Origin of the sequence: Enterococcus hulanensis (assembly GCF_005405485.1) — a bacterium.
Taxonomy (GTDB): Bacteria; Bacillota; Bacilli; order Lactobacillales; family Enterococcaceae; genus Enterococcus_A; species Enterococcus_A hulanensis.
Genome location: NZ_BJED01000010.1, coordinates 34,175 through 58,597, shown reverse-complemented (window position 1 = coordinate 58,597; position 24,423 = coordinate 34,175). Strand labels below are relative to the sequence as shown.

At 39.3% G+C, this 24,423-nt stretch carries 22 protein-coding genes; 1 reads left to right on the top strand and 21 read right to left on the bottom strand.

Translation table 11 applies throughout. The features are described 5' to 3' along the window. Positions 1 to 17 precede the first annotated feature (17 nt). From FFR60_RS12295 to FFR60_RS12255, 9 genes are all read right to left on the bottom strand, one after another. Positions 18 to 1,061 (bottom strand): zinc-dependent alcohol dehydrogenase, encoded by a 1,044-nt coding sequence (locus FFR60_RS12295; RefSeq protein WP_137664369.1) that lies wholly within the window; start codon positions 1,059 to 1,061, stop codon positions 18 to 20. 10 nt (positions 1,062 to 1,071) lie between these two features. Continuing rightward, positions 1,072 to 1,902 (bottom strand): PTS system mannose/fructose/sorbose family transporter subunit IID, encoded by an 831-nt coding sequence (locus FFR60_RS12290; protein ID WP_088932151.1) that lies wholly within the window; start codon positions 1,900 to 1,902, stop codon positions 1,072 to 1,074. Then, a complete protein-coding gene (locus FFR60_RS12285; protein ID WP_088932150.1) occupies positions 1,895 to 2,659 on the bottom strand; it encodes a PTS mannose/fructose/sorbose/N-acetylgalactosamine transporter subunit IIC in 765 nt (254 codons plus the stop codon). Before FFR60_RS12285 ends, FFR60_RS12290 begins: the two co-directional genes overlap by 8 nt. An 18-nt stretch (positions 2,660 to 2,677) precedes the next feature. After that, positions 2,678 to 3,154: a PTS sugar transporter subunit IIB gene (locus tag FFR60_RS12280; RefSeq protein WP_137664368.1), complete on the bottom strand. Its 477-nt coding sequence runs from the start codon at positions 3,152 to 3,154 to the stop codon at positions 2,678 to 2,680. 26 nt (positions 3,155 to 3,180) lie between these two features. Continuing rightward, positions 3,181 to 3,594 carry a PTS sugar transporter subunit IIA gene (locus FFR60_RS12275; RefSeq protein ID WP_137664367.1) on the bottom strand — a complete coding sequence of 138 codons (414 nt, stop codon included), beginning with the start codon at positions 3,592 to 3,594 and terminating at the stop codon, positions 3,181 to 3,183. Between the two features lie 27 nt (positions 3,595 to 3,621). Further along, entirely contained in the window at positions 3,622 to 5,523 is a 1,902-nt protein-coding gene (locus FFR60_RS12270) for a BglG family transcription antiterminator (protein WP_137664366.1), read from the bottom strand. A gap of 25 nt (positions 5,524 to 5,548) precedes the next feature. Further along, entirely contained in the window at positions 5,549 to 6,385 is an 837-nt protein-coding gene (locus tag FFR60_RS12265; protein ID WP_088932146.1) for a class II aldolase, read from the bottom strand. A 553-nt stretch (positions 6,386 to 6,938) separates the two neighbouring features. Then, positions 6,939 to 8,042: a hypothetical protein gene (locus tag FFR60_RS12260; protein ID WP_137664365.1), complete on the bottom strand. Its 1,104-nt coding sequence runs from the start codon at positions 8,040 to 8,042 to the stop codon at positions 6,939 to 6,941. A gap of 302 nt (positions 8,043 to 8,344) precedes the next feature. Beyond that, entirely contained in the window at positions 8,345 to 9,157 is an 813-nt protein-coding gene (locus tag FFR60_RS12255; RefSeq protein ID WP_137664364.1) for a MerR family transcriptional regulator, read from the bottom strand. A 131-nt stretch (positions 9,158 to 9,288) separates the two neighbouring features. Here FFR60_RS12255 and FFR60_RS12250 point away from each other — a divergent pair, with 131 nt between their 5' ends. Further along, positions 9,289 to 10,008, top strand: a complete 720-nt coding sequence (locus FFR60_RS12250) for a PRD domain-containing protein (RefSeq protein ID WP_137664363.1) — start codon at positions 9,289 to 9,291, stop codon at positions 10,006 to 10,008. Between the two features lie 78 nt (positions 10,009 to 10,086). Here the strand turns inward: FFR60_RS12250 and FFR60_RS12245 are convergent, their stop codons facing one another. The 12 genes from FFR60_RS12245 to FFR60_RS12190 form a co-directional block, all read right to left on the bottom strand. Next, entirely contained in the window at positions 10,087 to 11,373 is a 1,287-nt protein-coding gene (locus FFR60_RS12245; protein WP_137664362.1) for a class II D-tagatose-bisphosphate aldolase non-catalytic subunit, read from the bottom strand. A 260-nt stretch (positions 11,374 to 11,633) separates the two neighbouring features. Continuing rightward, entirely contained in the window at positions 11,634 to 12,728 is a 1,095-nt protein-coding gene (locus FFR60_RS12240; protein ID WP_088932141.1) for a PTS fructose transporter subunit IIC, read from the bottom strand. A gap of 15 nt (positions 12,729 to 12,743) precedes the next feature. After that, entirely contained in the window at positions 12,744 to 13,058 is a 315-nt protein-coding gene (locus FFR60_RS12235; RefSeq protein ID WP_137664361.1) for a PTS fructose transporter subunit IIB, read from the bottom strand. Positions 13,059 to 13,070: 12 nt separating this feature from the next. Further along, positions 13,071 to 13,580 (bottom strand): PTS sugar transporter subunit IIA, encoded by a 510-nt coding sequence (locus FFR60_RS12230; protein ID WP_137664360.1) that lies wholly within the window; start codon positions 13,578 to 13,580, stop codon positions 13,071 to 13,073. Further along, positions 13,546 to 15,525, bottom strand: a complete 1,980-nt coding sequence (locus FFR60_RS12225) for a BglG family transcription antiterminator (protein WP_249354996.1) — start codon at positions 15,523 to 15,525, stop codon at positions 13,546 to 13,548. The genes FFR60_RS12230 and FFR60_RS12225 overlap by 35 nt, the downstream gene beginning before the upstream one ends. Positions 15,526 to 15,871: 346 nt before the next feature. Further along, positions 15,872 to 17,422: a hydantoinase/oxoprolinase family protein gene (locus FFR60_RS12220; protein WP_137664358.1), complete on the bottom strand. Its 1,551-nt coding sequence runs from the start codon at positions 17,420 to 17,422 to the stop codon at positions 15,872 to 15,874. Continuing rightward, positions 17,415 to 18,506, bottom strand: coding sequence for an S-methyl thiohydantoin desulfurase family protein (locus tag FFR60_RS12215; RefSeq protein WP_137664357.1), 1,092 nt, complete (start codon positions 18,504 to 18,506; stop codon positions 17,415 to 17,417). Before FFR60_RS12215 ends, FFR60_RS12220 begins: the two co-directional genes overlap by 8 nt. A 3-nt stretch (positions 18,507 to 18,509) precedes the next feature. Next, a complete protein-coding gene (locus FFR60_RS12210) occupies positions 18,510 to 19,802 on the bottom strand; it encodes a cytosine permease (protein ID WP_088932137.1) in 1,293 nt (430 codons plus the stop codon). Between the two features lie 133 nt (positions 19,803 to 19,935). Then, positions 19,936 to 21,423, bottom strand: a complete 1,488-nt coding sequence (locus FFR60_RS12205; protein WP_171004925.1) for a PucR family transcriptional regulator — start codon at positions 21,421 to 21,423, stop codon at positions 19,936 to 19,938. 279 nt (positions 21,424 to 21,702) lie between these two features. Beyond that, positions 21,703 to 22,773, bottom strand: coding sequence for an ABC transporter substrate-binding protein (locus tag FFR60_RS12200; RefSeq protein WP_137664356.1), 1,071 nt, complete (start codon positions 22,771 to 22,773; stop codon positions 21,703 to 21,705). After that, positions 22,770 to 23,615 (bottom strand): ABC transporter permease, encoded by an 846-nt coding sequence (locus FFR60_RS12195; protein WP_088932124.1) that lies wholly within the window; start codon positions 23,613 to 23,615, stop codon positions 22,770 to 22,772. Before FFR60_RS12195 ends, FFR60_RS12200 begins: the two co-directional genes overlap by 4 nt. After that, positions 23,612 to 24,421, bottom strand: a complete 810-nt coding sequence (locus tag FFR60_RS12190) for an ABC transporter permease (protein WP_137664355.1) — start codon at positions 24,419 to 24,421, stop codon at positions 23,612 to 23,614. Before FFR60_RS12190 ends, FFR60_RS12195 begins: the two co-directional genes overlap by 4 nt. Between the last annotated feature and the right edge of the window lie 2 nt (positions 24,422 to 24,423).

Below are 24,423 nucleotides of genomic sequence, written 5' to 3'. Positions count from 1 at the left end.
TTTCTTCCTACTTTCTACTAATCAAAGGTAATGATGGTTTTCAAGGTATCCGGCCGCAGCGCATATTCAAATGCTTCCACTGCCTCGCTATAATCAAAGGTTTTCGCTAATAACGGCGTCACATCCACAATGCCCTTGCCGATCAATTGTACTGAACGATAAAAGGTTGGAATTTTGGGACTGACTGTTCCCGTAATTAGTTTTTCATAGGAATGCACTACGCCCATATCGGTCGGTACAGGATCGTTTGGATGCAGCGAGCTAAACATAAATGTCTGACCGCCTGTCGCAGTGAAGTCCATCGCCTGTTTGGCAATTTGCGGAAGTGCTGTGGTATTGAAGACGACTTCCGCCCCGCGCCCTGCTGTTTGCTCCTTGACGAAGGAGACTGCATCGACTTTTGTCGGATCAAAGGTCACATCCGCTCCTAATTCTTCTGCGAGTTTTCGGCGTTCGGCGTTCGGTTCGCTGACAATTACGCGAATACCGGATAGCTTTGCCAAAATCACATGAAATAATCCCATTACACCACCGCCGATAATCACCACATCTTGTCCAAACATCAGCTGCGCTCGTTCAACACTATTTACCACACAAGCCAGAGGTTCCGTAAAGGCACTATGGGTAAATGGTACATCTTTGGGATATTTGTAAAGATCGCGGCTTTTAACTGCAATGTATTGTGACATTCCTAGAAAGCCGGAAATACCGTCAGGATTTTGAAAAGTCGTCGAACTCGCCACTTCAGTACAAAGATTCTCCCGACCAGTTTTACAATAATGACACTCTCCGCAGGCAGGAATAATATATTTCACTACATGATCGCCGACGTCAAAATGCTCAGGATTCACATCACTGCCGATTTCCACCACTTCGCCGCTGAATTCATGACCGCCGATTCTCGGGTAGGTGTATTTCATATCCCCTAAATAATCCCGTAAATCGTTGGTACAAAGACCGTTCGCTCGGACCTTCATCAATACTTCGTCTGCTTTAATCTCAGGCATTGGCAGTTCTTGGATTTCCAGCTGCTTAACACCAGTTTCAACAATTGCTTTCATTTTTCCGCCCCTAACCTAAAATTCCAAAGAATCCTGTAACGATCCCGACAACTACGATCAAGCCAATGATCTTCAATGAAGACCAGCCGCGTTTCATTAGCAAATAAATCAACATCGTAAAAGCAAACGGCAAGATATTTGGCATCACTGCATCTAAGAATTGTTCTTGAACCTTAAAAGTCGTAGTGGAGCTGACGATTTTTAACGCTACATGCATTTTTACGTAACTAGAGATCAAGCCGCCCATTACCATACAACCCATGATTTCAGCGCCGCGTAAAACTTTATTTAGTATCCCTTTTTCCAGAAAGTCCATGACAGCATCCGCCCCGGCTCGATACCCAAACATAAAGTTGGCATAACTCATTCCCCAAGCAATCGCGATAATAGCAACAGCATAAATAATTGAACCCCAGATCGTACCTTTTAATGTTAAATCAATACAGATCGCTAACAGAATCGGAATCAATACACCTTGGAAAATCGTGTCCCCGATCCCTGATAAAGGCCCCATCAAGGATGTTTTCAAACTTGTGATAAATTCACTCGGGATCGCCACACCTTTAGCCTTTTGTTCTTCCAGTGCGATGATCATGCCGATGATACATGACCCGAACTCAATGTGAACGTTAAAGAACTCTATCTCGCGTTTCATCATTTCCTTTTTCTTTTCCGGATCATCATTGTATAGTCGTTTTGAGATTGGAACAAACACATGCGCAACCGCTTGTCCCATCATTCGCTCATAGTTGTAGCAGGTTTGCGGTAGATTTTCCCAGATCAGCCAAGAACGGAATAGATCTTTTTTACGAATCAAACTTCCTTCTGCCTCTTTACTCATAGATTTCATCCTCCTCTGAATCAGATTTGTTGCCTGTCGCTTGTACATAGATCAAAGCCGTCAATCCAGCAATCACACCTAAAGGCAATAGGTCCAAGCCAGAATACGTTGCTAGAATGAAACCTAAGAATAAGAAGACACGGGCTTCGCCTTTAAAAATATATTGCAGCGTAATCGCTACCCCTAAAGCCGGCATCATTCCGCCAATAACCGTGAAGATCGTCAATGCAGTTCCGCTTAATGCCTCAATAAATCCCGAAATATAACTTGCACCGAAGTAAGCAGCTAATCCGCAGGGAATAATCGTGATCAGTGCCGTCATGAGCTGCGGAAAGAGAACATTGGCTCGCCAGATTTTATGATACTCGCCCTTTTCAATATAGTTATCTGCTACGTGAACAAAAACTGAACCAAAAGTCATTCGACCATACCATACGATTGTTCCTAATAATCCGATCGGTACAGCGACGGATAAAGCAGTTTTAGCATCTAGTCCGCCAGTGATGGCAAACGCTGTTCCTAAAATCCCCGCTAGCGCCATGTCAGCAGGCATTGAGCCGCCGGCAGAGATAAAGCCTAAATAAACCAAGTTGATTGAAGCACCAGTCATTGCGCCTGTCACTGGATCACCTAAAATAATTCCTGTAATAAGTCCGCACACCAACGGCCGCTGCAACGACCACAACCCGACGAAGGGCAGATTTCCTATCGCTAGAAAATATACAACCCCACATAGAAATGCTTGAAAAATCGACATACATTATTCCTCCTTTTTTTATAATAAATTAGTAATTTCAATCAAACGTTGTTCCGGTACTAGCTGGTAGAACACATGCACACCTTTATCCACCATTTGACGAATCGCCTCTACCTCTGCTTTATCACAAGCAACATTCTTAATAAAAGGTTCGCGCTCATCGCGGATACCCATTCCGCCTAGATTGACTTGCGGTAATTCGATCCCACCTTCAACAAGCTTGGCATACGTAATTGGTGTTTTCGTTAACAACAAGATCCGTTCCTTTTCGTTATATGGCTTCTTCAATTCGGCAATGCCTTCTTCTGTCGTAAAAGCATCTACTCTGACTTTCGTCGGTGCTAACGCTTTCAATATTCTCTTTTGAAACGGATCGCTGGCTACGATATCGTCAATGATAACGATATGATTAATACTGTAGGTCGGCGTCCAAGCTGTCACTACCTCCCCATGAATTAAGCGATCATCCACTCTGGCAAATACGATATTTTTCATGCTTCTCTCTCCTTTAATATGTGTTTTTAGTCTTCCAAATTTATAGCCAAATAATGATTTACATCGATTACAGTGGTAGGAGCCTCATCCAGTAATTTTTCACAAATCGTTTCAGCTGAATTGTCTTCGTTCATGCGAGACATGAAGGCCTCTAATACCATCGGCAGGTTCATGCCGGTAATATGCCGGATCGGGTAATCTCCCATCAGTGCAACCACTGCATTGAACGGACTGCCGCTAAATAAATCGGTAAAACAAATGATGTCATTCCCACCGCCAAATTCTTCGATAGCTGCTTTGACTTGATCCTTCAAACTTCCTATATCATCATTTGGATACAATCCAAACGCTTTAACATTCGTTTGTTCTCCAACGATCATCTGTGCACTCCCTAAAATACTTTTTGCAAGATCACCATGAGATACAAAAATATACTTCATCTTCAATCCTCCTATTTTCACTATGGTCTAAATATATTCGTCTAACAGTTGGGAAAGATTATCCTTAAAATTATCAAATGTCGGATCTTTAATGACTCGTTCAACAAAGCCTTTTTCCTGAATAATTTTGGCTAAATAATTCCACAACTGAAACACCTTTGCATTGTTCTTTTCAATTGCTACCAGCATGACCAATCGGACTCTGTTCCCATCTGAATCCCAATCAAGTTCATTTTTCAATAAAATGACCGAAACAAAAGTTTCAGCGAGAATTGGGTTGATTGGATGAGGCAAAGCAATCTTGTTTCCAAAATAGCTGCTGCCCAATTCTTCTCTTAATTCAACAGCCTCTCGTAATTGAAATACTTTATCGCCAACCTTTGAGACTGAAATCGAACAAATTTTATCCAATACTTCCTGCTTTTTCGTGAAATGTCCAAAATGAAATAGGTCTTCATCAAACAAATTGACGATCTCAAACTTATCGTTGAATCCATCAATAGCAAGCTTTATTTTGGAATATTCCTGTTCACTCGGGAAGAAACTGATTAAGATAGCACCCATTTGGTCAGTAATCTCTGTCTGCTCTGTTGTAAAAATGACATCGTAATCTTCAATATCGACTGAAACAACTTCATGTGTATTAACTAAAGTCAGAATCGTGATTTCATTCGAAAACCAGGTAGCGAATCGCTGCCTAAGCAGAATACTTTCACTGCGTTTCAGACTAGTAATGATCAGAATTCGTTTCTTGCCGGAAATATCATTGTACTTGGCTAAGTATTGGTTAAAGTAGATAGCCAAGTAGGCGATCTCTCCTTCTTCGATTTTCTTTCCGATCGAGTTTTGTAGCAGCAGGCACATATAGGCTGCAATATCAAAACCTAAAGGAAATGACTGCTTAATTTGATCCAATAATTGATTCTCGTTTTGAATGTTGTATTCGATCCTAGTCAGCAATGGCATTAAATGTAGCGCTAACGAGATTCTTAGATCGATCTCCTGACGAAAATCAATATCGAACTTCTCGTTGATTTCCTTCAAGGCATGAAGAATGAAGGTATTAACCTCTTCTGAGATATAATCGTCCTTCTCATAGTCGCTTTTCCCTTTGATATAAATCGCCAGATTGATAATCTCTTCCTGCGAGACCTTAAAGTAAGATCGTTCAGCCAGACGGTGAAATATCTCAGCCGATACTTCCATCTCCGAATCAAAGTCTCCAATTCCTTCAAATTCTTCAGAGCCGATATAAAAACCGCTGTTCATTCGTTTAACCGCCATTTCAATATGAACGATCAGATTTTGAAAAAGTGTTTCTGAAATATGAAAATGATGCTTCAATAGAATATTAACTAAGACCATTTCAATATCTTGCCGAAACATTTCTTCGGTTCCCATATTGCTTTGTTCCTGATGGATATCTAAATGCCCCAGCTTCAATAAACACTTCCGCTTATCATATTCATTCCCTCGGATAAAAATACCGGAATTTCTTTTCCGCTCAACGCTCAAACGGTAATTGTTAAGCAAATTATCCGCCGCTTTTAAATCCGTATTAAGTGTCGATGACGCGATAAACAGTTGATCAAGCAATTTTTGCCGATTAATCGGCCGCTTTTGATTTAATAGCAGGACACATAATTTTCTTACTCTGTCCGATTGATTGGGTTCGCTAATGACTGCCTTTTGATGGTTGTTAGCTTGAAAGCCAGAGTAATCTTTTATGATCAGCTGGCTGCCTTTAGAAGCAACTGAGATCAATTCAGCATAGCCGGCAGCCGCCAAATACTCGCGGACTTTTTTGATATCCGATTGAATCGTCCGCATACTTACATGAAACTTGTCAACAAAATGGTCAGCAGTTAAAAAAGAGGGACTGTGTCGTTCAAATTCTTGAATCATTTCTTTTTGCCTTTTATTTAGCACGATATCCCCCTCCTTGTTTTAAAAATTATTTTTCATTTACTTCTGTGATGATTGCCTTTACTCGCTCTTCAACATTTTCAATCGCCGACTTTGAAAGCGACATAATATCAAATTCATTATGATTGCTTTCATAGGCTTGGCCGAACGTGCGAATAAATGCTTGACGAAGATCTGAGCCGTAATTTACTTTAATCAGATTCTCTTGTTTCGCTCTTCTAACTTGATCGAAGGGAATTCCTGATCCGCCGTGCAGCACTAACGGAACTGAGGAAATAGCCGCGATCTCTTCCAATAATGGAAAATCCAGTTTCGGTGTCAAATCCATTCCATGAACATTTCCGATCGAAACTGCCAATAAATCGCAATTAGTTCTTTCAACAAACTCTTTTACATCTGCCGGATTCGTTTTGGCATCTTCTTCAGATATATGGTCGTCTTCTTTGCCGCCGATTGCTCCAAGCTCAGCTTCAACTGGGATGCCATAAAAGTGGCAATACTCAACCGTTCGTCTAACCTCTTCAATATTCTCTTCAAAAGGTAAATGAGAAGCATCCACCATTATCGAAGTAAACCCGGCTTCGATACAAGCCTTCACATCCTCAAAGCTTTTCCCATGATCCAAATGTAGCGCAACTGGAACAGAGGCTGTTTTCATCGCTGACTTAACCATGTCCGCAATGATCTTCGGACTAGAAAGTTTCAAGTTGCTCGACGAGATTGCAATATACCCGCCCATTCCTTTTTCCTGATAGCCTCGAATGATACCGGCTGTTAATTCGTAATTAGTTGTGTTGAATGCTGGTAAGACAAATCCCTTTTCTTTTGCATAGTCCATCAACTTATAACCATTTACTAATTGCATGTTGTGCCCTTCTTTCTCTCTTGCTATCTGAATCATATAATGAAAAAAGTGCTCTTGGTGCCGAACATTCTGCAAGATGAATCATGCAATTTTTTTAAAGTAATGTTGAAAGCTAATTGAAAAAAAGAGTCTGTTCTCTATTAATTGGAGTTTTTGAAGCAAATGATCTTATTATTGAGCGAAAAGATTCTTTCAATGATTTGTAGTGACAGAAAAATTGCAGGATATATCCTGCAATTTTCGTTGTACATGTTTAAGCTCACCTCTCTTAACTGCTGACCATGACTATAATTGTTAACTACTTGATTATCTCAAAATACTCCAGCGGTTTATAGCTCAATTCTTTTAAACACACTATTATATAAATCATTTCAGCACAAAAAACCTTAGAAAAAACTGCGAAATTCCGCAGAAGTGCTTCTAAGGTTTTCCTATTTAACTAATTGGATTTATAACTCAATAACTAAACTACATCATTATTCTAATAAGAGGCATTCTTTGCAAGTTCTGAATCCATGACAAATAAAACCTTGCTTTACAAAGAATTTAATCTTTATTTTCGATGTTTCTTTTTCCCTTGATTAAATTTTTCCAAAAGTTTCCGGTCTTTTTTGGAAAGCTTTTTACTATTTTGTTTAACAGGTTTGTCAACTTTTGGCGGCTTTTCTGTGCCTTCTTCAAGAATAGCCCCTGCTGCCAAAGATGGGATCAGATCGTTTTTCGGTTTTGTTAACGTCGATTGCGGTTTTTGTTGCTGATTTCCTTTTTCCTCTGGAACAATCCTTGATTCTATATTCGTCTTATTGCCTACCGCCAGATCTGCCGGCAATTTTTCAAAGTTTTCTTCTGGCTCCTCAGAAGTTTCCTCCAACATGACTGCCTCAGCTTCCTCAAAAATCCCTTTAAGCAACATGATAAGCTCCCCCTTAGTCAACGCAGAGAGGTCAAAACCATCTATTAAAACACGCTCAACACTTGTATCCGCCTTCATTTTTGATGGTTCTGCCATCGAATTTTGGACAGACTCCAGCTGCTCTTTCGGTTGTTTCGTACTATAAAGCGTCGTGGTTCCTTTAAACTCACAATCCAAAAATTTGGCAAATTGGCGCACGTCGCCCTTTTCAAAAATCGTCAAGGTCGTTAAAATGTTGAGGATTCGTTTGGTTTCTTCAAGGGTATTGCTGGGGTCGGCATCTCTTAATTTCCAAGTATGTTTTTTCCCATTGGTATCTTCAAAAATAGAAACCAGCGTGTAGCTATCATAGTTATCAGCAAGCGCAGCACTGCCTCGATTTTTTAGATTACCTTCGTGTATTCGCATCTTTTTAGTCGCTTTATAATACGCATTTTCATTTTTGAACAACCGCTTGATGACGCTGATCCATTCGCTCTCATCCAAATAGTCCTTGAAAAATGGACTGAATTTTCTTAGTGTCTCGCTTGGTTCGGCTTGAAAAAGCAGGTCTCGCACAACATCTTGACACGGCAGCGAAAAATCGCTTGCCACTAGTGCATTCCTTACAATAATCGCTACGATATATTCCACTACTAGATCCGCATTTTTGGTTGCTTCCCAAAACTTGCGTACTTTCGTCTCAAGGTTCTTTCTGTTCTTCATCGTAAAAAGTTGTCGTCTGGTCAGTTGTTTGATTTCCATGCTTATTCGCTCCTTTTCCAATCATGAATCCAATTTCTTTTCTCTTTTATAAAATATACGAAAAAGAAAGCAAAAGCTCGTTCTAAAGTTTTCGGAAAAATTAACGTTTTGGGTGTAGATAACCTTTTAAAAAACGGAACTCTTATAAATAAAAGCGAAATAAAGAAACCTTCAAATAATATTCAAATAAACAGATTTTTATAGGATTAAAAAAACAATAAAATCTCTATTTCGAATAAGAAATAAAAACAATGCATATCACTCATACAATCTTTTTAACAACTATTTTTTTACACTATTTATCAAATTGGTATGACTTGAACAACTAGTTTCAATAGAAAGTCATCAAATTTCTGTGCTGCCAAACCATTGAGAATAACATCAATATAAATATCTCCCTTGACTCGCAACTGCTTTTTCTTTAAGTAGTCCAACATTTGAGGAAAAATGTCAGACTGGTCGATCGGTCCAAAAAAATAGCAGATTAAGTACTCCCCAGCCGGTCGCGCCTCAACAGCTTCTGGTACTTTTACGTAATACTGCATTTTGGGATTTTCAAAAAAGTCCATATTTGAGAAATTATACTCATTTTTGAACACGATTCCTGCTGGATAAATAAAGCGATACCCTGCGTCAAAACTCTCATGATACATTTGACTTAAAGAAATCGATGCTCTAAAGTTGGAGCCTTGATAAACTGTCGAACTAAAAAATAGCGGCACTCTATCAAAAGATACGATAGAAAATTCCAAACGATCTGCCTTAGCGTATTCCTCTAATGAAGCTAACTGACGATCGACCATTCCAGCCATTTCCTCATAGTATTCTTGTTTCTGACGAATCACCTCTCTTTGACGTTTAAGCAAAAAGGCCGCTTGTTCTGGGGTACTGTTTTGTAAATGTTCCTTGATCTCTGCTAAAGGCATTTTAATTTCTCTGAATAGGTTAATCATGTTGACTCTGTAAAGTTGTGGATAATCATAATAGCGATACCCATTTTCACCAGTATACTCTGGTTTTAAAAGACCAATCTGATCATAGTAGATTAAAGTTTTCCTTTTGATCCCTGATAACTTGGCGAATTCGCTGATTGATAAGTAGTTGGTTGTATCCAAAAATGATTCCTCCTCATTTTAGTTTCTTTTCTTGACTGTCTAATTACTAGACAGTTTAACATATGGTTATAGCAAATAACTTAGCGACCTAAAGCAATCTGTAAGAAAATTTTATAAGGAGGTCTTTTATTATGAACAATTCACAACTATCAGCGCAACGATCGACGTCAGCAGAACGCCAACTTGTCCTATTCCTGGTAAAATTAGCGAAAGAAAAATACATGATCACAGATAATTTCTACCTAAACAATAACTTGTCTTATTTTCTATTTAATGCCGCTGAAATGATTCCTATGACCACTGCCTACTCCATTTCTTCGATTGAAATCATGGAATATCTGTTTAAGTCAGAGATCGACTTTGCTAAAGAAGCAATTCAGTATATCGAAGAACATTTGCAGCAGTCCTTGAGAAAGTCTGATTATCTAGTGTTAGCAGAATCTGTTATTGCGGCAAACTATCAACTCAATATTAATGATCATGAACAGGAAAGATATCTTCAATTGATTCATTACTTAATTACACAAATAGCCTTTTATGTAAATCTGCCACGTACTCTTTTACTTTCTGGAACACCAAGATTGATGCGCCACATTAAGTTTTTAGCCTTGCGTATCTTAAAAGAAAAGCATGATTCAGTAGAATCTAACAACGATCTTTATTTCTATGTAATGAAAAACTATTCAAAGGACTTTTACGCCGCCAATCAAATACGTGTTTTTATCACTGAAAACTTCGACTTTGATTTATCAAATGATGAAATCAGTTATCTAACGATGCATTTTCGCGAATTTAAAAGACGCAGCGACGAGTATCAATTAACTGATCGAACCAAATGTCATCTAGAATGATAGCTCTCTCCTCAATTCCTCTTTCTTAAAAAGAAACGAGACTTTCACTATCTAATCGTGAAAGTCTCGTCGTTATCTCTATGCTTTTACTTTATTCATATCTTTAATACGCGTCGTAACACCGCTCAAGTTGTAGCATTCAGCATAATCACGGATTGGACGTTTGATATGGTCTACCACATATCTTTGACCGTCAATGTTATGTGCTTTTAAATTCGCATACAGCTTTTCAATTTCAGCTTTTACTTCATCATCGTTAAAGGTATAGTGACCCGCGATATCTAAAATTTCGGCCTGTAATCCTGCATCATTTTGTGTCAGGATCTCTTCAACTGTCAGAATTTTTTGTTCCCCTACCATCCATTTTCTCCAACGTTCACTCTTGATTGCATGTTCCAGCAAGACACCACGAGTATTTGATACATCTTTTACTAACCCATACTCCATTAATTTTTCTTCTACCGCCGCTAGATTTAAATAGGCCCGTGTTTCTTCTGTACCATACTGAGGTGCAACATTGGTCGCAGTAATTTGTGATGGAATATGCTCCAATAAAGTTACATCGTCTAGATAATCGCCATTGTGTTCCTTTAAGCCAACCCCATATTCTTTTGCCATTTGAGCCAAATCATAAGAATTTTTGAAATTGAAGGTGCCGATTTGTTCTGTTTTCCGTGTTAAAGTTCCTGTTTGACCTACGATAAAGGTAGGCATTGGCAGTCCGCGTTTCTCTAGTTCATCCTTCAACCGTAAAATGAATGTTTCATAGGTTTCTGTAGATGTTAATCCGCCGTTGGTTTCTTCTGTTCCTACTTCATAACCAATTTCTGGTAAATTACGGGCTTTCCGTTCTTGTTCACAGAATTCAATTAGATCAACTGTTCGTTCTAATACGGTATCTAAAGGAATAACTTTCCCAACTTCAAAGGGATCTTTTGTAGGATCAATCATTAATAAATCAAAGCCCGCTTCAATATCCGCGACATAAGATTTCTTCCCTAAGTCCATCGCCTTTTCCGTCGGTAAATGATCATTTCGCTCTTTATCACGCTGCCATGGACCTCCGTGATCTCGACATAGGTAATATAAATTGTCATAACCGATTTCATTGGCCACTTCTTCCACTGCTTCAGCAAAAGTGAATTGATTCCAGCCATTTACATAGCCGCCGCCAAGTTCATCGGCATCCACTTGATTACGGCTGGCAATAAACATCACAGGATAATCATCATCTTTTGACAATTCAAGTGTTGCTTGAACACAATTTTTCGACATTGGTCCGATTCCCAATAATGTTGCACTTTCGCCTGTTGCTTGCAGAGTCAACAAACTCTCCACGACTGTCTTAATAGGTAATTTTTCCATCTTATTGACATCTCCATTTCGTGTAATTAAATGTAATCCTTTGTTTCTACCACATCTAAAGTATATGACGGGTAATTGAGTATGAATATTACATTTATCTGCAACAAGTCAATGCATTAATCTACTTACTTGTTGCAAAAACAATCGAGACATGTTGCAAAATAAAAGATTCGGAATATTGACAGCTGTTATTTATACACAAAAACGACAAAGGAAAATGGCTTATTGCACTTTCCTTTGTCGTCACAAATATTTGAAGTTTATTTTGCTACTTCGATCTGTTCATTGGTTTCTTTCTTCTTTTCTTTCGTTGTTTCATCAACTAAACTTGGCTTAGTGAAATGCAAAATAACTGCTGAAATAACTGCGCCAACAATGATTGAAAGAGCGTACCACAATTTGCCATTAACAACCGGTAAGATGATAAATCCTCCATGAGGCACCAACGCTTCTACACCTGTCGCCATACCCATTGCACCGCCTACAGCACTACCGATGATGATTGCTGGTAAAACACGTTTGATATCTTTCGCCGCAAACGGAATCGCACCTTCTGTAATACCAATCAGCGACATAAAGAAGGCTGAGATACCTAGGTCTTTATCCTCTGGAGTATATTTTTTCCGATCGATAAAAGTTGAAATAGCCATCGCTAAAGGCGGAATCGCACAAGCAATTCGATGCGCTCCATTCGGGCCATAAACACCTTCTGCCATCAATGCCAAAGTAAAAGCTGTCGCTGTTTTATTGATTGGACCACCCATATCGATCGCAGTCATCGCACCCAAGATCAACCCTAAAATAAGTGCGCTGCCGCCTTGCATTTGACCAAGAACCTTAACAAGCCAGTCCATCCCTGCACCAATTGGTACGGCAATGATATAAATATAGAACATACCCAGTACAAAAGTGGTCACAACTGGAACAATCAATATCGGCATAATCGTTCGAATAGTAGACGGCACCTTCCACGTTTTACACCAACGAACAAAGTATCCTGCTGCCACACCCATGATCATTGCTCCAAGGAATCCTGTCTTTATTTGCCCTTCACCAATGGGATTATTGGCAACAAAACCTAGGATCATACCTGGAACTAAACCAGGTTTTCCAGCTAACGAGTTAGCGATGTAACCTGATAACAATGGAATCATCATCGCAAAACCTGCCGCACCCAAATCATTTAGATTTTGCATAAACGGACTAGTGATCTCCATTCCGGCATCTGTGGCTTTCCCAGTTGCTAGAGCCACAGCTAAGAAAATCCCCCCAACAACCACTGACGGCAACATGAAAGATACACCTGTATTGAAGGCTTTCTGCAAGTCTTTAAAGAACTTGTTCTGTTTTTTCATTTTTATAATCTCCCTTTATAATTTCTCTGCTTCATCAATATATTTTGCTGGATACTTGATGATGTCTCCCGGATCAACCGACAAAGATTTACCCAAATCGATTTTTTCTTCGAAACGTTCGCCATTTTCCACATCGATTGCTACTGCTAAAATTAATACATCGGCCTGATCGATATCTTCTTGTTCCAATTCATTTTCAATTCCCATACTGCCTTGTGTCTCGACTTGAACTTCATAGCCGCGTTTCTTACATTCTTTTTCGATAGCCTCTTGTGCCATATAGGTATGCGCGATTCCTGTTGGACACGCAGTCACTGCTACTACTTTCATCTTTAAATCCTCCTAAATTTCAATCGAACTTAATTGTTCGTATATTTTATTTTTATCTGTTTCGTTTAATAATTTTTCTCTGAATGCTTCGTCTAATAATTTTTTACTTAATTGTGAGATGAATTTAAGATGCATTGTTTCCTCACTATTTTTTGGAACACCGATCAAGAAGATCAGCCGAACCTTCTCTTCATTCGTTGTCGCCCATTGAAATGCTTTGTTTGTTCTGACAAAAGCAATAAACGGATGCAAAACGGTTTCATTTTTCCCATGCGGAATTGCAATATCATAGCCAATCGCTGTAGAAACTTCTTGCTCACGTTTCTTGACTGCTTGATACAATGTTTCTGAATCATCGACATAGCCAATAAATTCGGCGACTTCTACGATATGCTCCACAACTTCGTCTTGATTATCCAGATCACTATCCAAAAAAATCAAATCATTTGTAATCACACTTCTGCCATTTTCCTGCACTTTCTCCACACTAATCACTCCCAAGTTTTCTGAGCACCTCTTCATTTGAGGCAGCTTTACGTAATTGTTTCAGTTGTTCGCTATTATCGATAATGTTATAGATATCAGACAAAATATTTCTCGTTTGAAAAGTATCCTGCTTCGCGATACAAATCAAAAAAACAAGATCGACATAGTATTTGTTCCATTTAAATTTCTTTTTGTTCTTGACCACTACGATGATGGTTTTATTGACCGAGGTTGAGTTTCCATGCGGGACTGCTGTTCCAGAAGGCAGGTCTGTTCCCCCTAACGCTTCTCGTTCTTGAACCGTTAGAATAAATTGGAGGTTTACAAAATTCTTTTCCGCTAAAGCAGTCCCAATCTGTTCGATCAATTCTTCCTTAGAAGAAAAATCAGTGTTTACAAAAATGAACTCTTTATCGACAAATCTTATTAAATGATGTGCTCGAACTAAGTCGATGATTTTACCATCTATACTCGGCAAAAAGTTCGACGTTTTGACTCGCTCAATATCCTCTTTGGTTAAAAATGGTGATACCTGAATGACTTCTTTTTTAGGTATCTCTATTTTTGTTGTAGAGATAATCAAGTCATATTCATCAAAAACGATTTGCTCTAACTCTGCTACCGAAGCAACTTCAAACGTATCCAAAGACGGTAAAATACTTTTTATCCGGTTGATCAATAATTCTGAGGTCGCTATCCCCATTTGACAAACAATCAAAATTTTACGATTCATCCGTGCCCGTTCGATTGCTGCCTGAAAGTACATGGTCAAAAAGGCTATCTCGTCTTCATTAAAACTGATACCTAACTCTTCCTCGTACTCACTGAGCACGACCCAAATAACATTGAAGGTCAATGAAAACTCGTTTTTGATCTGAGAAGTAAAAGGATTTTCCGTTTTGTTGTTTGATTTCAAACGATAGATCATTGGCGGAATATGATTTTTCAACTGTTCTTCCAGCTTCTGATCACTGGCAAAATTAATATTCAACGCGGCCGACACTCTAGAAAGCAAACGTTCAACAATTACTTCATCGATTTCGTCATCTGGTAAAGCTTCGAAGCGATTTGAGATCAATTGCAAGGACAAATAGTGGACATCCTCATTCGTATAGGACAGCTCTAAGCGCAGAGCTGCTTTATGCAACATTCGAACAGCACTTTCCTCAAAGAAAATCATCGCTTCAGTGGAATCTGCCGGCTTTAGTTCTTCAATGTGATACCTCTGAGCAATTCGGTGAACTAGGATAATAAAAATACTTAAGATATTCTGAACATAATAGTCAGAAATGGCATTTACATTTTCCCGAATATAGGTATATAAAATATTTGAGCAAACACTAATTAAGCTCTCCCCATAATAGGTATTTAATAATTTGATTTTTTCAGCAATATCTTCGTCTAAATAAACTTCAGAATTACTCAGCAAATAGCGGTTAAATTGAAGCATCGCTTTTTGAACATCTTCTTCCGTTCCTATTAGCGAAGTTCCATGAACATCGCTGCACAATTTGATGTCTGAGCCAACATTCAAAATTTTCATGATGAACTCAAAATCCTTGATAATAGAAGTTTTACTCACCATGAAGATATCTGATAAATAGTTAAAGCTAACCACTTTTTCCTTAAAAAGCAGGATTTTCAAAATTTCGATCCGACGATTAAACGTATCGTAAATGTCGCTTCCTTCATTTTTCTCTTTGATCACTTCAACTTCTTTGAATCGTTTTAACCCGATACCAACTCCGCGTTTCTTTTCAAGATACTCTCCTGAACTTTGAAGATATTCGTCAATACTCCCTAACTCGTTATGGATTGTTCTCTTAGAGACACCCAGTTGACCCGCGAAATACTCCGCTGTCTGAAAGTCACTTTGCTGCATCAACAACTCTAACAATTCTTTTTGTCTCTTTGTAAGCATAATGATAAACACTTCCTTACTATCTGGAATCAAGGCCTTAATCTTTGATAGCGTTATCATGATCATGACCTTATTATAGATGTGGGCTTAAAAATTGGATATTACATTTCGTTGCAACAAGTCGCTACAACAATCGTTGAACTTGTTGCAGAGAAGCGCTTCTGTATTGTTGCAAGTTAACTAAATGATAAAACCAATCTTGAGTTTGATTATATCGTTAGTTTGATCCCTAAGTTTACTTTCAATAGAAAACCTTTCATTTACTATATTGTTTTGTTGGTCAATAAATGAACGATTTCTCTTACTCGATATTCTGACAAGAGCGTTCTCAACACAAAAAAGCTTAGAAGATCGATTTCATTCAATCATCTTCTAAACTCTTAATTTCTCTTACTATGAAATTTTCCTAAATCATAACAAAATCTAATTTACCAGCAACTTTGACTTTGATATTGACAGCCTGCTTTGGTAGATAGGCCAAAGGAATGACCTCTACAAAAATTGTTTTGAGCGATTCTTTGGAAGCTCCTGCTTTAAGTGCTTCTTGTTCAGCATGCTCTACCGCTTCAGCCACTGCCTCCTCTTGCGTTTGTTTCTCTAATGAATACACCGAATTCACTTCACCAGAAACCTCTCCTAATGCTGCTCCGATCGCGTTAGCAGCATCATAATTATCTGGAATGATCACTTTAGAGACACCATTCATTTCTTTTGGCAGGATGATACTTCCTCCCCCGACCAAAATGACTGGGATTTCTTGACTATCTGTTTTCATCTGGTCGATCGCATCCTCAATCAATTCTCTGATTTTGTTCTTAGCACCATTAATTAATGAAGTCTCCATTTTTTGAGAAACAGCACCATCAACCGGATGGTTTGTTTGATTAGCGATCGCAATATCCGTCGCACACAAGGTGGTACCTCCAAAAGATAGACTCTCCTGTAAAATTCGATAGCCTAAACTATCCGGACCAACCCTAAGTTCATCTTCTAAATGAATGATCGTACCTCCGCCTAATCCAATCGAGAGGACATCCGGCATCCGGAAATTCGTTCGAATACCGCCAATGAGCGTTGCTAAGGAAGATTCACGTGGAAATCCCTTCTTTAGAACTCCAATATCAGTAGTTGTACCGCCAACATCAACCACTAAAGCATCCTCTAGCTGACTTAAATGTGCGGCCCCGCGAATCGAGTTAGTTGGTCCGCAGCCAATTGTCAGCACAGGATAGTTCAGTGCTTTTTCTAAATCCATCAAAGTTCCATCATTTTGACAAATAAACACATCCGCGGCCACATGGTTATTGCTTAATGCCTGTTTCAAACCTTGGATCATCTGAATGATCGTTTGTGTAAGAGCTGCGTTCAAGACACTGGCATTCTCTCTTTCCAGTAAGCCGACTGAACCGATCTCACTAGATAATGTAACGGGAACCTGAAGCTCTTCTTCAACAATCGCTGCTACCTGCTGCTCTTGCTCACTATTTACTGGAGAGAAAACTCCTACAACCGCAACCGCCTCGACCTTCCCTTTCATTTTCTGGCAAACTGCTCGAATTTCTTCTTCATCAATCTCAGCGATTGTATTTCCGTTATATTCATAACCGCCAGAAACGATAGCCGATTGTGCCATCATTTTACTTGCGAGATCCTCTGGCCATCCAACCATCGGAGCCACCGCCGTCGTAGCCGGCTTCGCTAGGCGAATAATCCCGATCCTGCTCAGCTCTTTTCGTTGAACGATTGCATTAGTACAATGAGTCGTTCCCAACATCACAACACGGATTTTTTCTGTCGGAATCATGGTTTCTTTTAAAACTTTTTGTATCGCGAGATCAATGCCTTCACTGACATCGTCCATCGTAGGACTTTTGACTTTGCCTATACATCTCAAGTCTTCATCTAAAATCGCACAGTCGGTATTTGTTCCACCGACATCAATCCCTAGTCTATACATGCACTTTTTCTCCCATCAATTCCTCCACTGGTTGGTAGTCCACTTCATAGCCAAAATATTTTGGACCGGCAACTTCCAGACCTTTTTTTGTCCGCCATTTTTGATCACAAGGTAGAGCAATCACATGAATTCGCGCTCCATATCGCAACGTCTCTGTTGTAATTGGACGTCCGGTTTCATAATCCAGCGCACAGATCAAATCCGGCGTAGATGCAAGGACAGCACCATCCTTTTTAGCCAGTAATAATTCATTTTGGAAAAGAATCTCTAGTTCTTCTCCTTTATTGCGATTAATCCCTGTAAACGCTGCTCGTCCTCGAGTAAAACCACCTTCAACATTTTGCTCAATGTGACTGATCTTTCCTTCAAAAAGTGAAAAACCATTTAAACGGTCAAGTAATCTTTGGACTGGCGGCACAGAATCATTTAATATTGTCAGCTCTTCTCCGATTTCTTTCGCCAAGCTCAATGTTCCGCGAATTCCGCATTCTTTAACGATTTTTCCGGAAAAAACATTGTCGACCATGTTGGCATTTCCGCCCATAACGTCGGTAATCGCGCGGGCGATCTTTTCAGACCACTCTCCATCTTTCGGATAATAGACAATTCGATTGCCTTGACTATCTGCCATCGCAACGATCTCAGGTTGATAACCTTTCAAGAAGAAAGTAACCATTTGCGACTCGGGAAATGCACGGCCCATTGCGTCAGCATCAACGATCGGCAGCCCCATTTTAGCTGCACAAGCAATCGGTAATAATGAATTGCCTCCGCCAATTTCAATTGGCATGATCGCCTGTGTCCGTTCAGGGAAAAAATCCTTCAGAACTTCTGCCGGAGCATAAACCTCTTCTTCGGAGGCGATTTTTTCATTAGAAACAGAAGGCGCACCGATAGATCCTACGGGCATCACTAATGCCTTATCATCTAGCTCATCTACCGTTAAAACTTTGACTGGTCCATATTTCTGGATTGCTTGCAACGCCATCAGTTTACCGACAAAGGGATCACCTCCGCCTCCGGTTCCTAACAATGTCGCGCCAATCGCAATATTTTCTAAATCTTCTGCAGTAATCCACTTCATGAATTATTCCCGTCCTTTAGTTAATTTCGTAATAATGAAATAGCAGATTCCCGCTGCTAAGATACCATCCAATGCTGAAACATTCGTTAGTGTGAATAAACCAAAGCCAGCAGGCGGCTGACTAGTCATAAACGCTATCGTACTTCCCACCAGCCATGAAAAAAGCGAGGTTGGGTAATAATTCTTTAATTTTTCTTCATATGAAAAATCGTACTTTTCTCTATAAAAGAAATAATCGATCATATATATCCCTGCAATCGGTGAAACCAGTACAGTGATAATGGATAAAAAGTTCTCAAACATACCATAGATTCCAAACATCGCCATCAAAATACCTAACGTTCCGCAAATGACTGTAATGACTTTAGGATTGGCTCTTTTAAAAACAATTGAAAAGTCTAAAGATGCGGAATAGAGATTATTCGTATTCGTTGTCCACTGAGCCAAGGTCAGAACCAAAATGGAAGGAATCCCCAACCCCAAAGCGAAAAATACTGCGGTAAGATCTGCCGTATCCATCACTTTAACTAAAATCAATGAAATAATGATCATAAAGCTATTGCCGATCGTAAACCCGACAAAGCCCGCGATCATCGCCTGTTTAGGACTTTGCGCCCACCTTGCCACATCAGGCGCCATAACAACTCCGACCATATAGACACCAATGACTAATGAAACTGCCAAACCAAATGAAATCGGCGCTCCTTGCGGTGGACTAGTCAAACCTGATGACCCATTGTTGTTCAGTGACATGATGGTCGCAATAATGATTAACGCTGCCAATAAAGGAACTGAATAAGTGCACAGCTTTTCGATTGCTTGATAGCCCCAAAAAGCAGATAACATCATGAGACTCCCGCCAATCAATGATAGTAACCATGATGGCATATTCGTTCCCGTCAATTGACGGATCGCAGCGCCTATATTTTCAGCAAAGAAACCAATCTGCACGCCAAACCAGCCAAGCGACGAAATCCCCATGATCGCTCCCATCAACGAAGCGCCATTTTTACCAAAAGCAACTCGTGAGATCATTCCCGTAGACAATCCCGCCTTTGCGCCAATATAAGCTGTCCCGATCGCTAAGACACCTAAAACAACTGAACCAATCATTACTGCTAAAATTGCTGACCAAAAGGCCATTCCCTGAGCCAAAGCAACACCCATGAACATACCAGATAGATCGATCCCGATAGCGATCCAAACCATGCTGATAGATAACCAGCGTTTCCGGTCTTTCTCTGGCACCCGTTCTCTTTCGTAATTTCCCGAATTTGTTTCCACTACTTCTTCCATTTATCCCCCTCATTTCTGAATATTCTGACAAATAAATATTTTATCATTATAGCGAAGTGAGAAATTTATGACTATGTTATTAAGACAAAATATAAGAAGCCCCTTTGTCCAAAATGACAAAGCGGGCTTGATATTAATGTTTATCTCTATATTTTCGGTAATAAATCAAATTTTTTATCAGTATATAGCGAGAAGCAGTCTGCGAAAAAGATAACTCCAACCGTTCCTGAGCACGCTTCAATCGATACTTAATCGTATTATTATGCAAAAAAAGTAAATCAGAAGTATCTTTTATACTCTCGTTGCAATCTAGAAAATACACCGCTAAAGTTTCGAGCAACTCATTATCAAGATAACGCTCCAAAGAAATTGAATCCGTCTCTCGCGTCACATCCTCCAACAAATATAAATCTTCCGCGTAAAAGCAATTTTTCTTAGGAAAAACCTGCTTTGCTTCTTGAATATGGTCTTCTATTAACTTCATTTGTTGAGCAATTCTTGTCACTCCCGAGAGTTCTTTGCTGATAAAAAGAAGATCGGCTGCCGGATCATCTAATGAGAAAACAGGATGAACACTTTTTGCTTTCTTATTTCCCACGATCCATTCCCGATTTCTTTCTTTATAACTGATTAGCTTTTGGTAGGAAAACATATCAGCCGTCTCTTTTTTTCTTTGTAAGCAATACAATATCAGCGGCTCCTCCACATCAATTCCAGCTTTTTGAGCTAACATTGCAGCAGTATAAAAGTCTCCCGTTTGACAGGCAGCGAAGAACTGCTGCCCTGTATTCAATAATTGTTCTTCACCAAAATACTTGATAGTTTTTTCAACAATTGTTTGGATTCCAGCAAGCTGATTTTCGGTCAATGGTTTTTTTCTAAATAAAGTCAAAAAATATGAATGACTCAATGTAGGCAGTTCCAAAGAAAGAGCCGTTTGAAAATGAATGACTTGATTTAACTCAACAGGGTCATTCTTTTTCGCAATGTTTATTTCTCTGCGGGCAATAGCCTGACGTAAAGCCGAATCTAAACTTCTGGGCCAAGCTTTTGATAATAAAACCTCATTCTCATCACTCATGATGAATAGACTGCATTTCAATTTATCTGATAAAATACTCAAACCCGTTTCGATTTGATGCGGCGCGGGTAACTGACGAATTGTTTCCAGCAAAATAGCTTTTTGCTGATCCAGCTCCTCTTCTTCTTCATTGATGTAAGACAACACCTCAGATATTACTTCACTATATCTTAAGTCCATCCGGTTCATCGGCATCAAAATCAAAACCATTCCCAGCTCATTCATTTTAGCAATGACTTTTTCTGAGATTTGAGGAATGATCAGGCCCACATAATAAAGAACGATCCCCAACTGACTATGCTGATGAAGAATAGCGATAATTTCCAGCTGCTTCTCCACATCCATTGCAATTTGAGCAAAGGACGTTAGCACCAACTCATTACCAGAATACTCCCCTTTAAGCGGCATCTGGCTGTATAGCTCTGGTTCCGAGACCTCTAAAACAGAGATCGTCGTCACTAAACGATGTCTTTGCTCCTTGCCCGCAATTATTTCAGCCCCCTTCATCGAAGGCAGCTTCAACATATCTTGAATATTCAAATGCGTCCCTCCATTCCTGAAACGTTTGGGCTATTTTACCAAAAAATGAAAATTTTACCATTCTTTATTCATATTATTTTTATTTAACAGCAAAAAAAAGCAACATTGCAAGAAACGATCTTCTCACAACGTTGCCTTAAAAATTTGTTTTTTCTCCTTAGTCAACATTCCTTTGAACAATCGACTTGGAAATTTGACCAGTGTTTCATGATTGAATCACTCTATAATACTATTGGTGATTGAACACATTCATAAGTAGTGTCTATCTATATTTTTAACCTATTTCCGATACATCTTAAATTCTAAATACAGATCATTATAAATCCCCAAATACTTCGGACCTAGATCTTTATACACTTCCAAATGGCTGATCGTTTCATCATCAGGATAAAACTGCTTGTCGCCAGAAATACTTTTTGGCAGCATCGCCAACGCCTTTTTGTTTGGAGTAGAGTAACCGATGTATTCTGCATTTTGTTTGGCATTTTCTGGTTTCAACATAAAGTTGATGAAATCATAAGCTCCTGCTTGATTTTTAGACGTCTTAGGAATCACGATATTATCAAACCACAGATTCGAACCTTCTGGCGGAATCACGTAATGCAGATGCTCGTTCTCCGACATCATATCCGCGGCCTCGCCAGAAAATGTTACCGCCACCGCACTTTCTTCGTTAGCCATATACATTTTGATCTCATCGGCAACGATCGCTTTAACATTTGGAGTCAGACTGCTTAATTTCTTGATGGCTTGATTCAATTGTGTCATATCTTTGCTATTGATCGAATAGCCTAAAGTTGTTAAGGAAAGTCCCATAACCTCCCTAGCACCATCAATCAGCATGATATTATTCTTTAATTCCGGCCGCCATAGATCGTCCCAATGTTTTATTTTATCACCAGCGACGAACTTATCGTTGTAAACAATCCCTAACGTTCCCCAAAAATACGGAATCGAATAGTTGTTATCACGATCAAAATCCAAATCTAAAAAACGAGAATCGATATTTTCTAAACCTTGAATCTTTGAATGGTCCAGAGGAAGCAGCAACTTCTCTTTCTTCATTTTCTGAATCATGTACTCACTAGGAATAGCGATATCATACGCCGTTCCGCCTTGTTTGATCTTCGCTTCCATCGCTTCGTTGGAATCAAAGGTTTCGTAATTAACCTTGTAGCCATATTCCTTTTCAAATTGTTTGAGCAGTTCAGGGTCAATATAGTCCCCCCAATTGTAAATATTCAACACTTTGGAGCTGGCATTAGACGAATGGTTCAAACGAACGACCATAAAGCTCAGCAGGAGAATAATGGCAACAACACCGATAAAGAGTGATTGTAATTTTCTCATTTGAGTACTGCCACCTCCTCAAACTCACGTTTACGTTTCCGAGCCTTTTTCGACGTGTCGCGGCTGATAAAGTAATAACCAACAACTAATAGTAGTGAGAAAATAAAGACAAGTGTGGATAGCGCATTGATCTCTAAACTAATTCCTTGTCGTGCTCGCGAATATATCTCCACAGAAAGAGTCGTGAAGCCATTCCCTGTCACAAAAAATGTTACCGCAAAGTCATCCAGCGAATAAGTAAAGGCCATAAAATATCCTGCAATAATTCCTGGTGTTAAAAACGGCAATATGATATTCGACAAAACTTGAAAATTATTGGCACCCAAATCACGAGCCGCATCAATCATGGAATCATTCATTTCCTTCAATTTTGGCAGCACCATTAATACCACAATTGGGATACTAAAGGCGATATGCGAAAGAAGGACACTAACAAAGCCCAGCTGGAAATTTTTCAAAACACCGCCAAGCATCGTAAATAGGATCAAAAAGCTGGCACCAATAATAACATCCGGAGATACCATCAAAATATTGTTTAGACCCAACAGAACATTTCGCGAATTACGTTTTCGCGTATAATAGATCCCCATCGCGCCAAAAGTTCCAATCACTGTCGCCAGCAGTGCTGACAAAAAAGCTAATACAAAGGTCTGCACTACAATACTGATCAAACGCCGATCTGAGAACAGACTTTGATAATGCTCCCAAGTAAAGCCGGTGAAAGAACTCATATTCCCGCCTTGATTAAAGGAGTAAAAAATCAAATAAAAAATCGGGATGTATAACAAAACAAACACAAAAATCAAATAGAGTGTTGACCAAGAAAATTTCCTTCTTCTCATTTCACCCGACCTCCTTTACGTTTTTCACCAGTCAGCATCATTACGATAAACATCGCAACGATCAAAATCACGCCGATCGTAGAACCCATGCCCCAATTTTGAGTGACTAAGAAATGCTCTTCGATCGCTGTTCCTAGAGTAATCACTCGATTCCCGCCGATCAAACGCGTCAACATGAATAGAGATAGTGATGGAATGAAGACTGCCTGCACACCACTTTTGACCCCATTCAATGAAAGCGGAAAAATCACGCGACGGAAAGTATCAAAATTATTCGCCCCCAGATCGCGACTCGCACTGATCAAAGAAGGATTGATTTCCTCCAAGGCGTTAAAAATCGGCATGATCATAAACGGCAGCTCGATATAAGCCGCCACAAACATAAAACTAAAATCCGTGAACAACAGCTGCTTTTGCCCAATTCCAATAAAACTTAAAAAATCATTGACCGAACCATTGGCGCTAAAGATTCCGATAAACGCGTAAGCCTTCAATAATAGATTGATCCAAGTTGGCAAAACAACGAGTAACAGCAGCAATTGACGATGCTTTAATTTCGATAAAAAGTACGCTGTCGGATAGCTGATCAACAGTGTCATCAACGTAATCAAAAAAGCAAACAACACGGAATTGACCGTCATCATCAAATACGTTTTTGATGTCAAATAAGTATGGTAATTCATTAACGTAAAATTCCCGTGCATGTCAAAAAACGACTGGTACACGATCAACATTACTGGTGCAATTACAAAAAATAGCAGCCAAAAGAAATAAGGGATCGAATAAAAACGACGCATATTTTTCATTG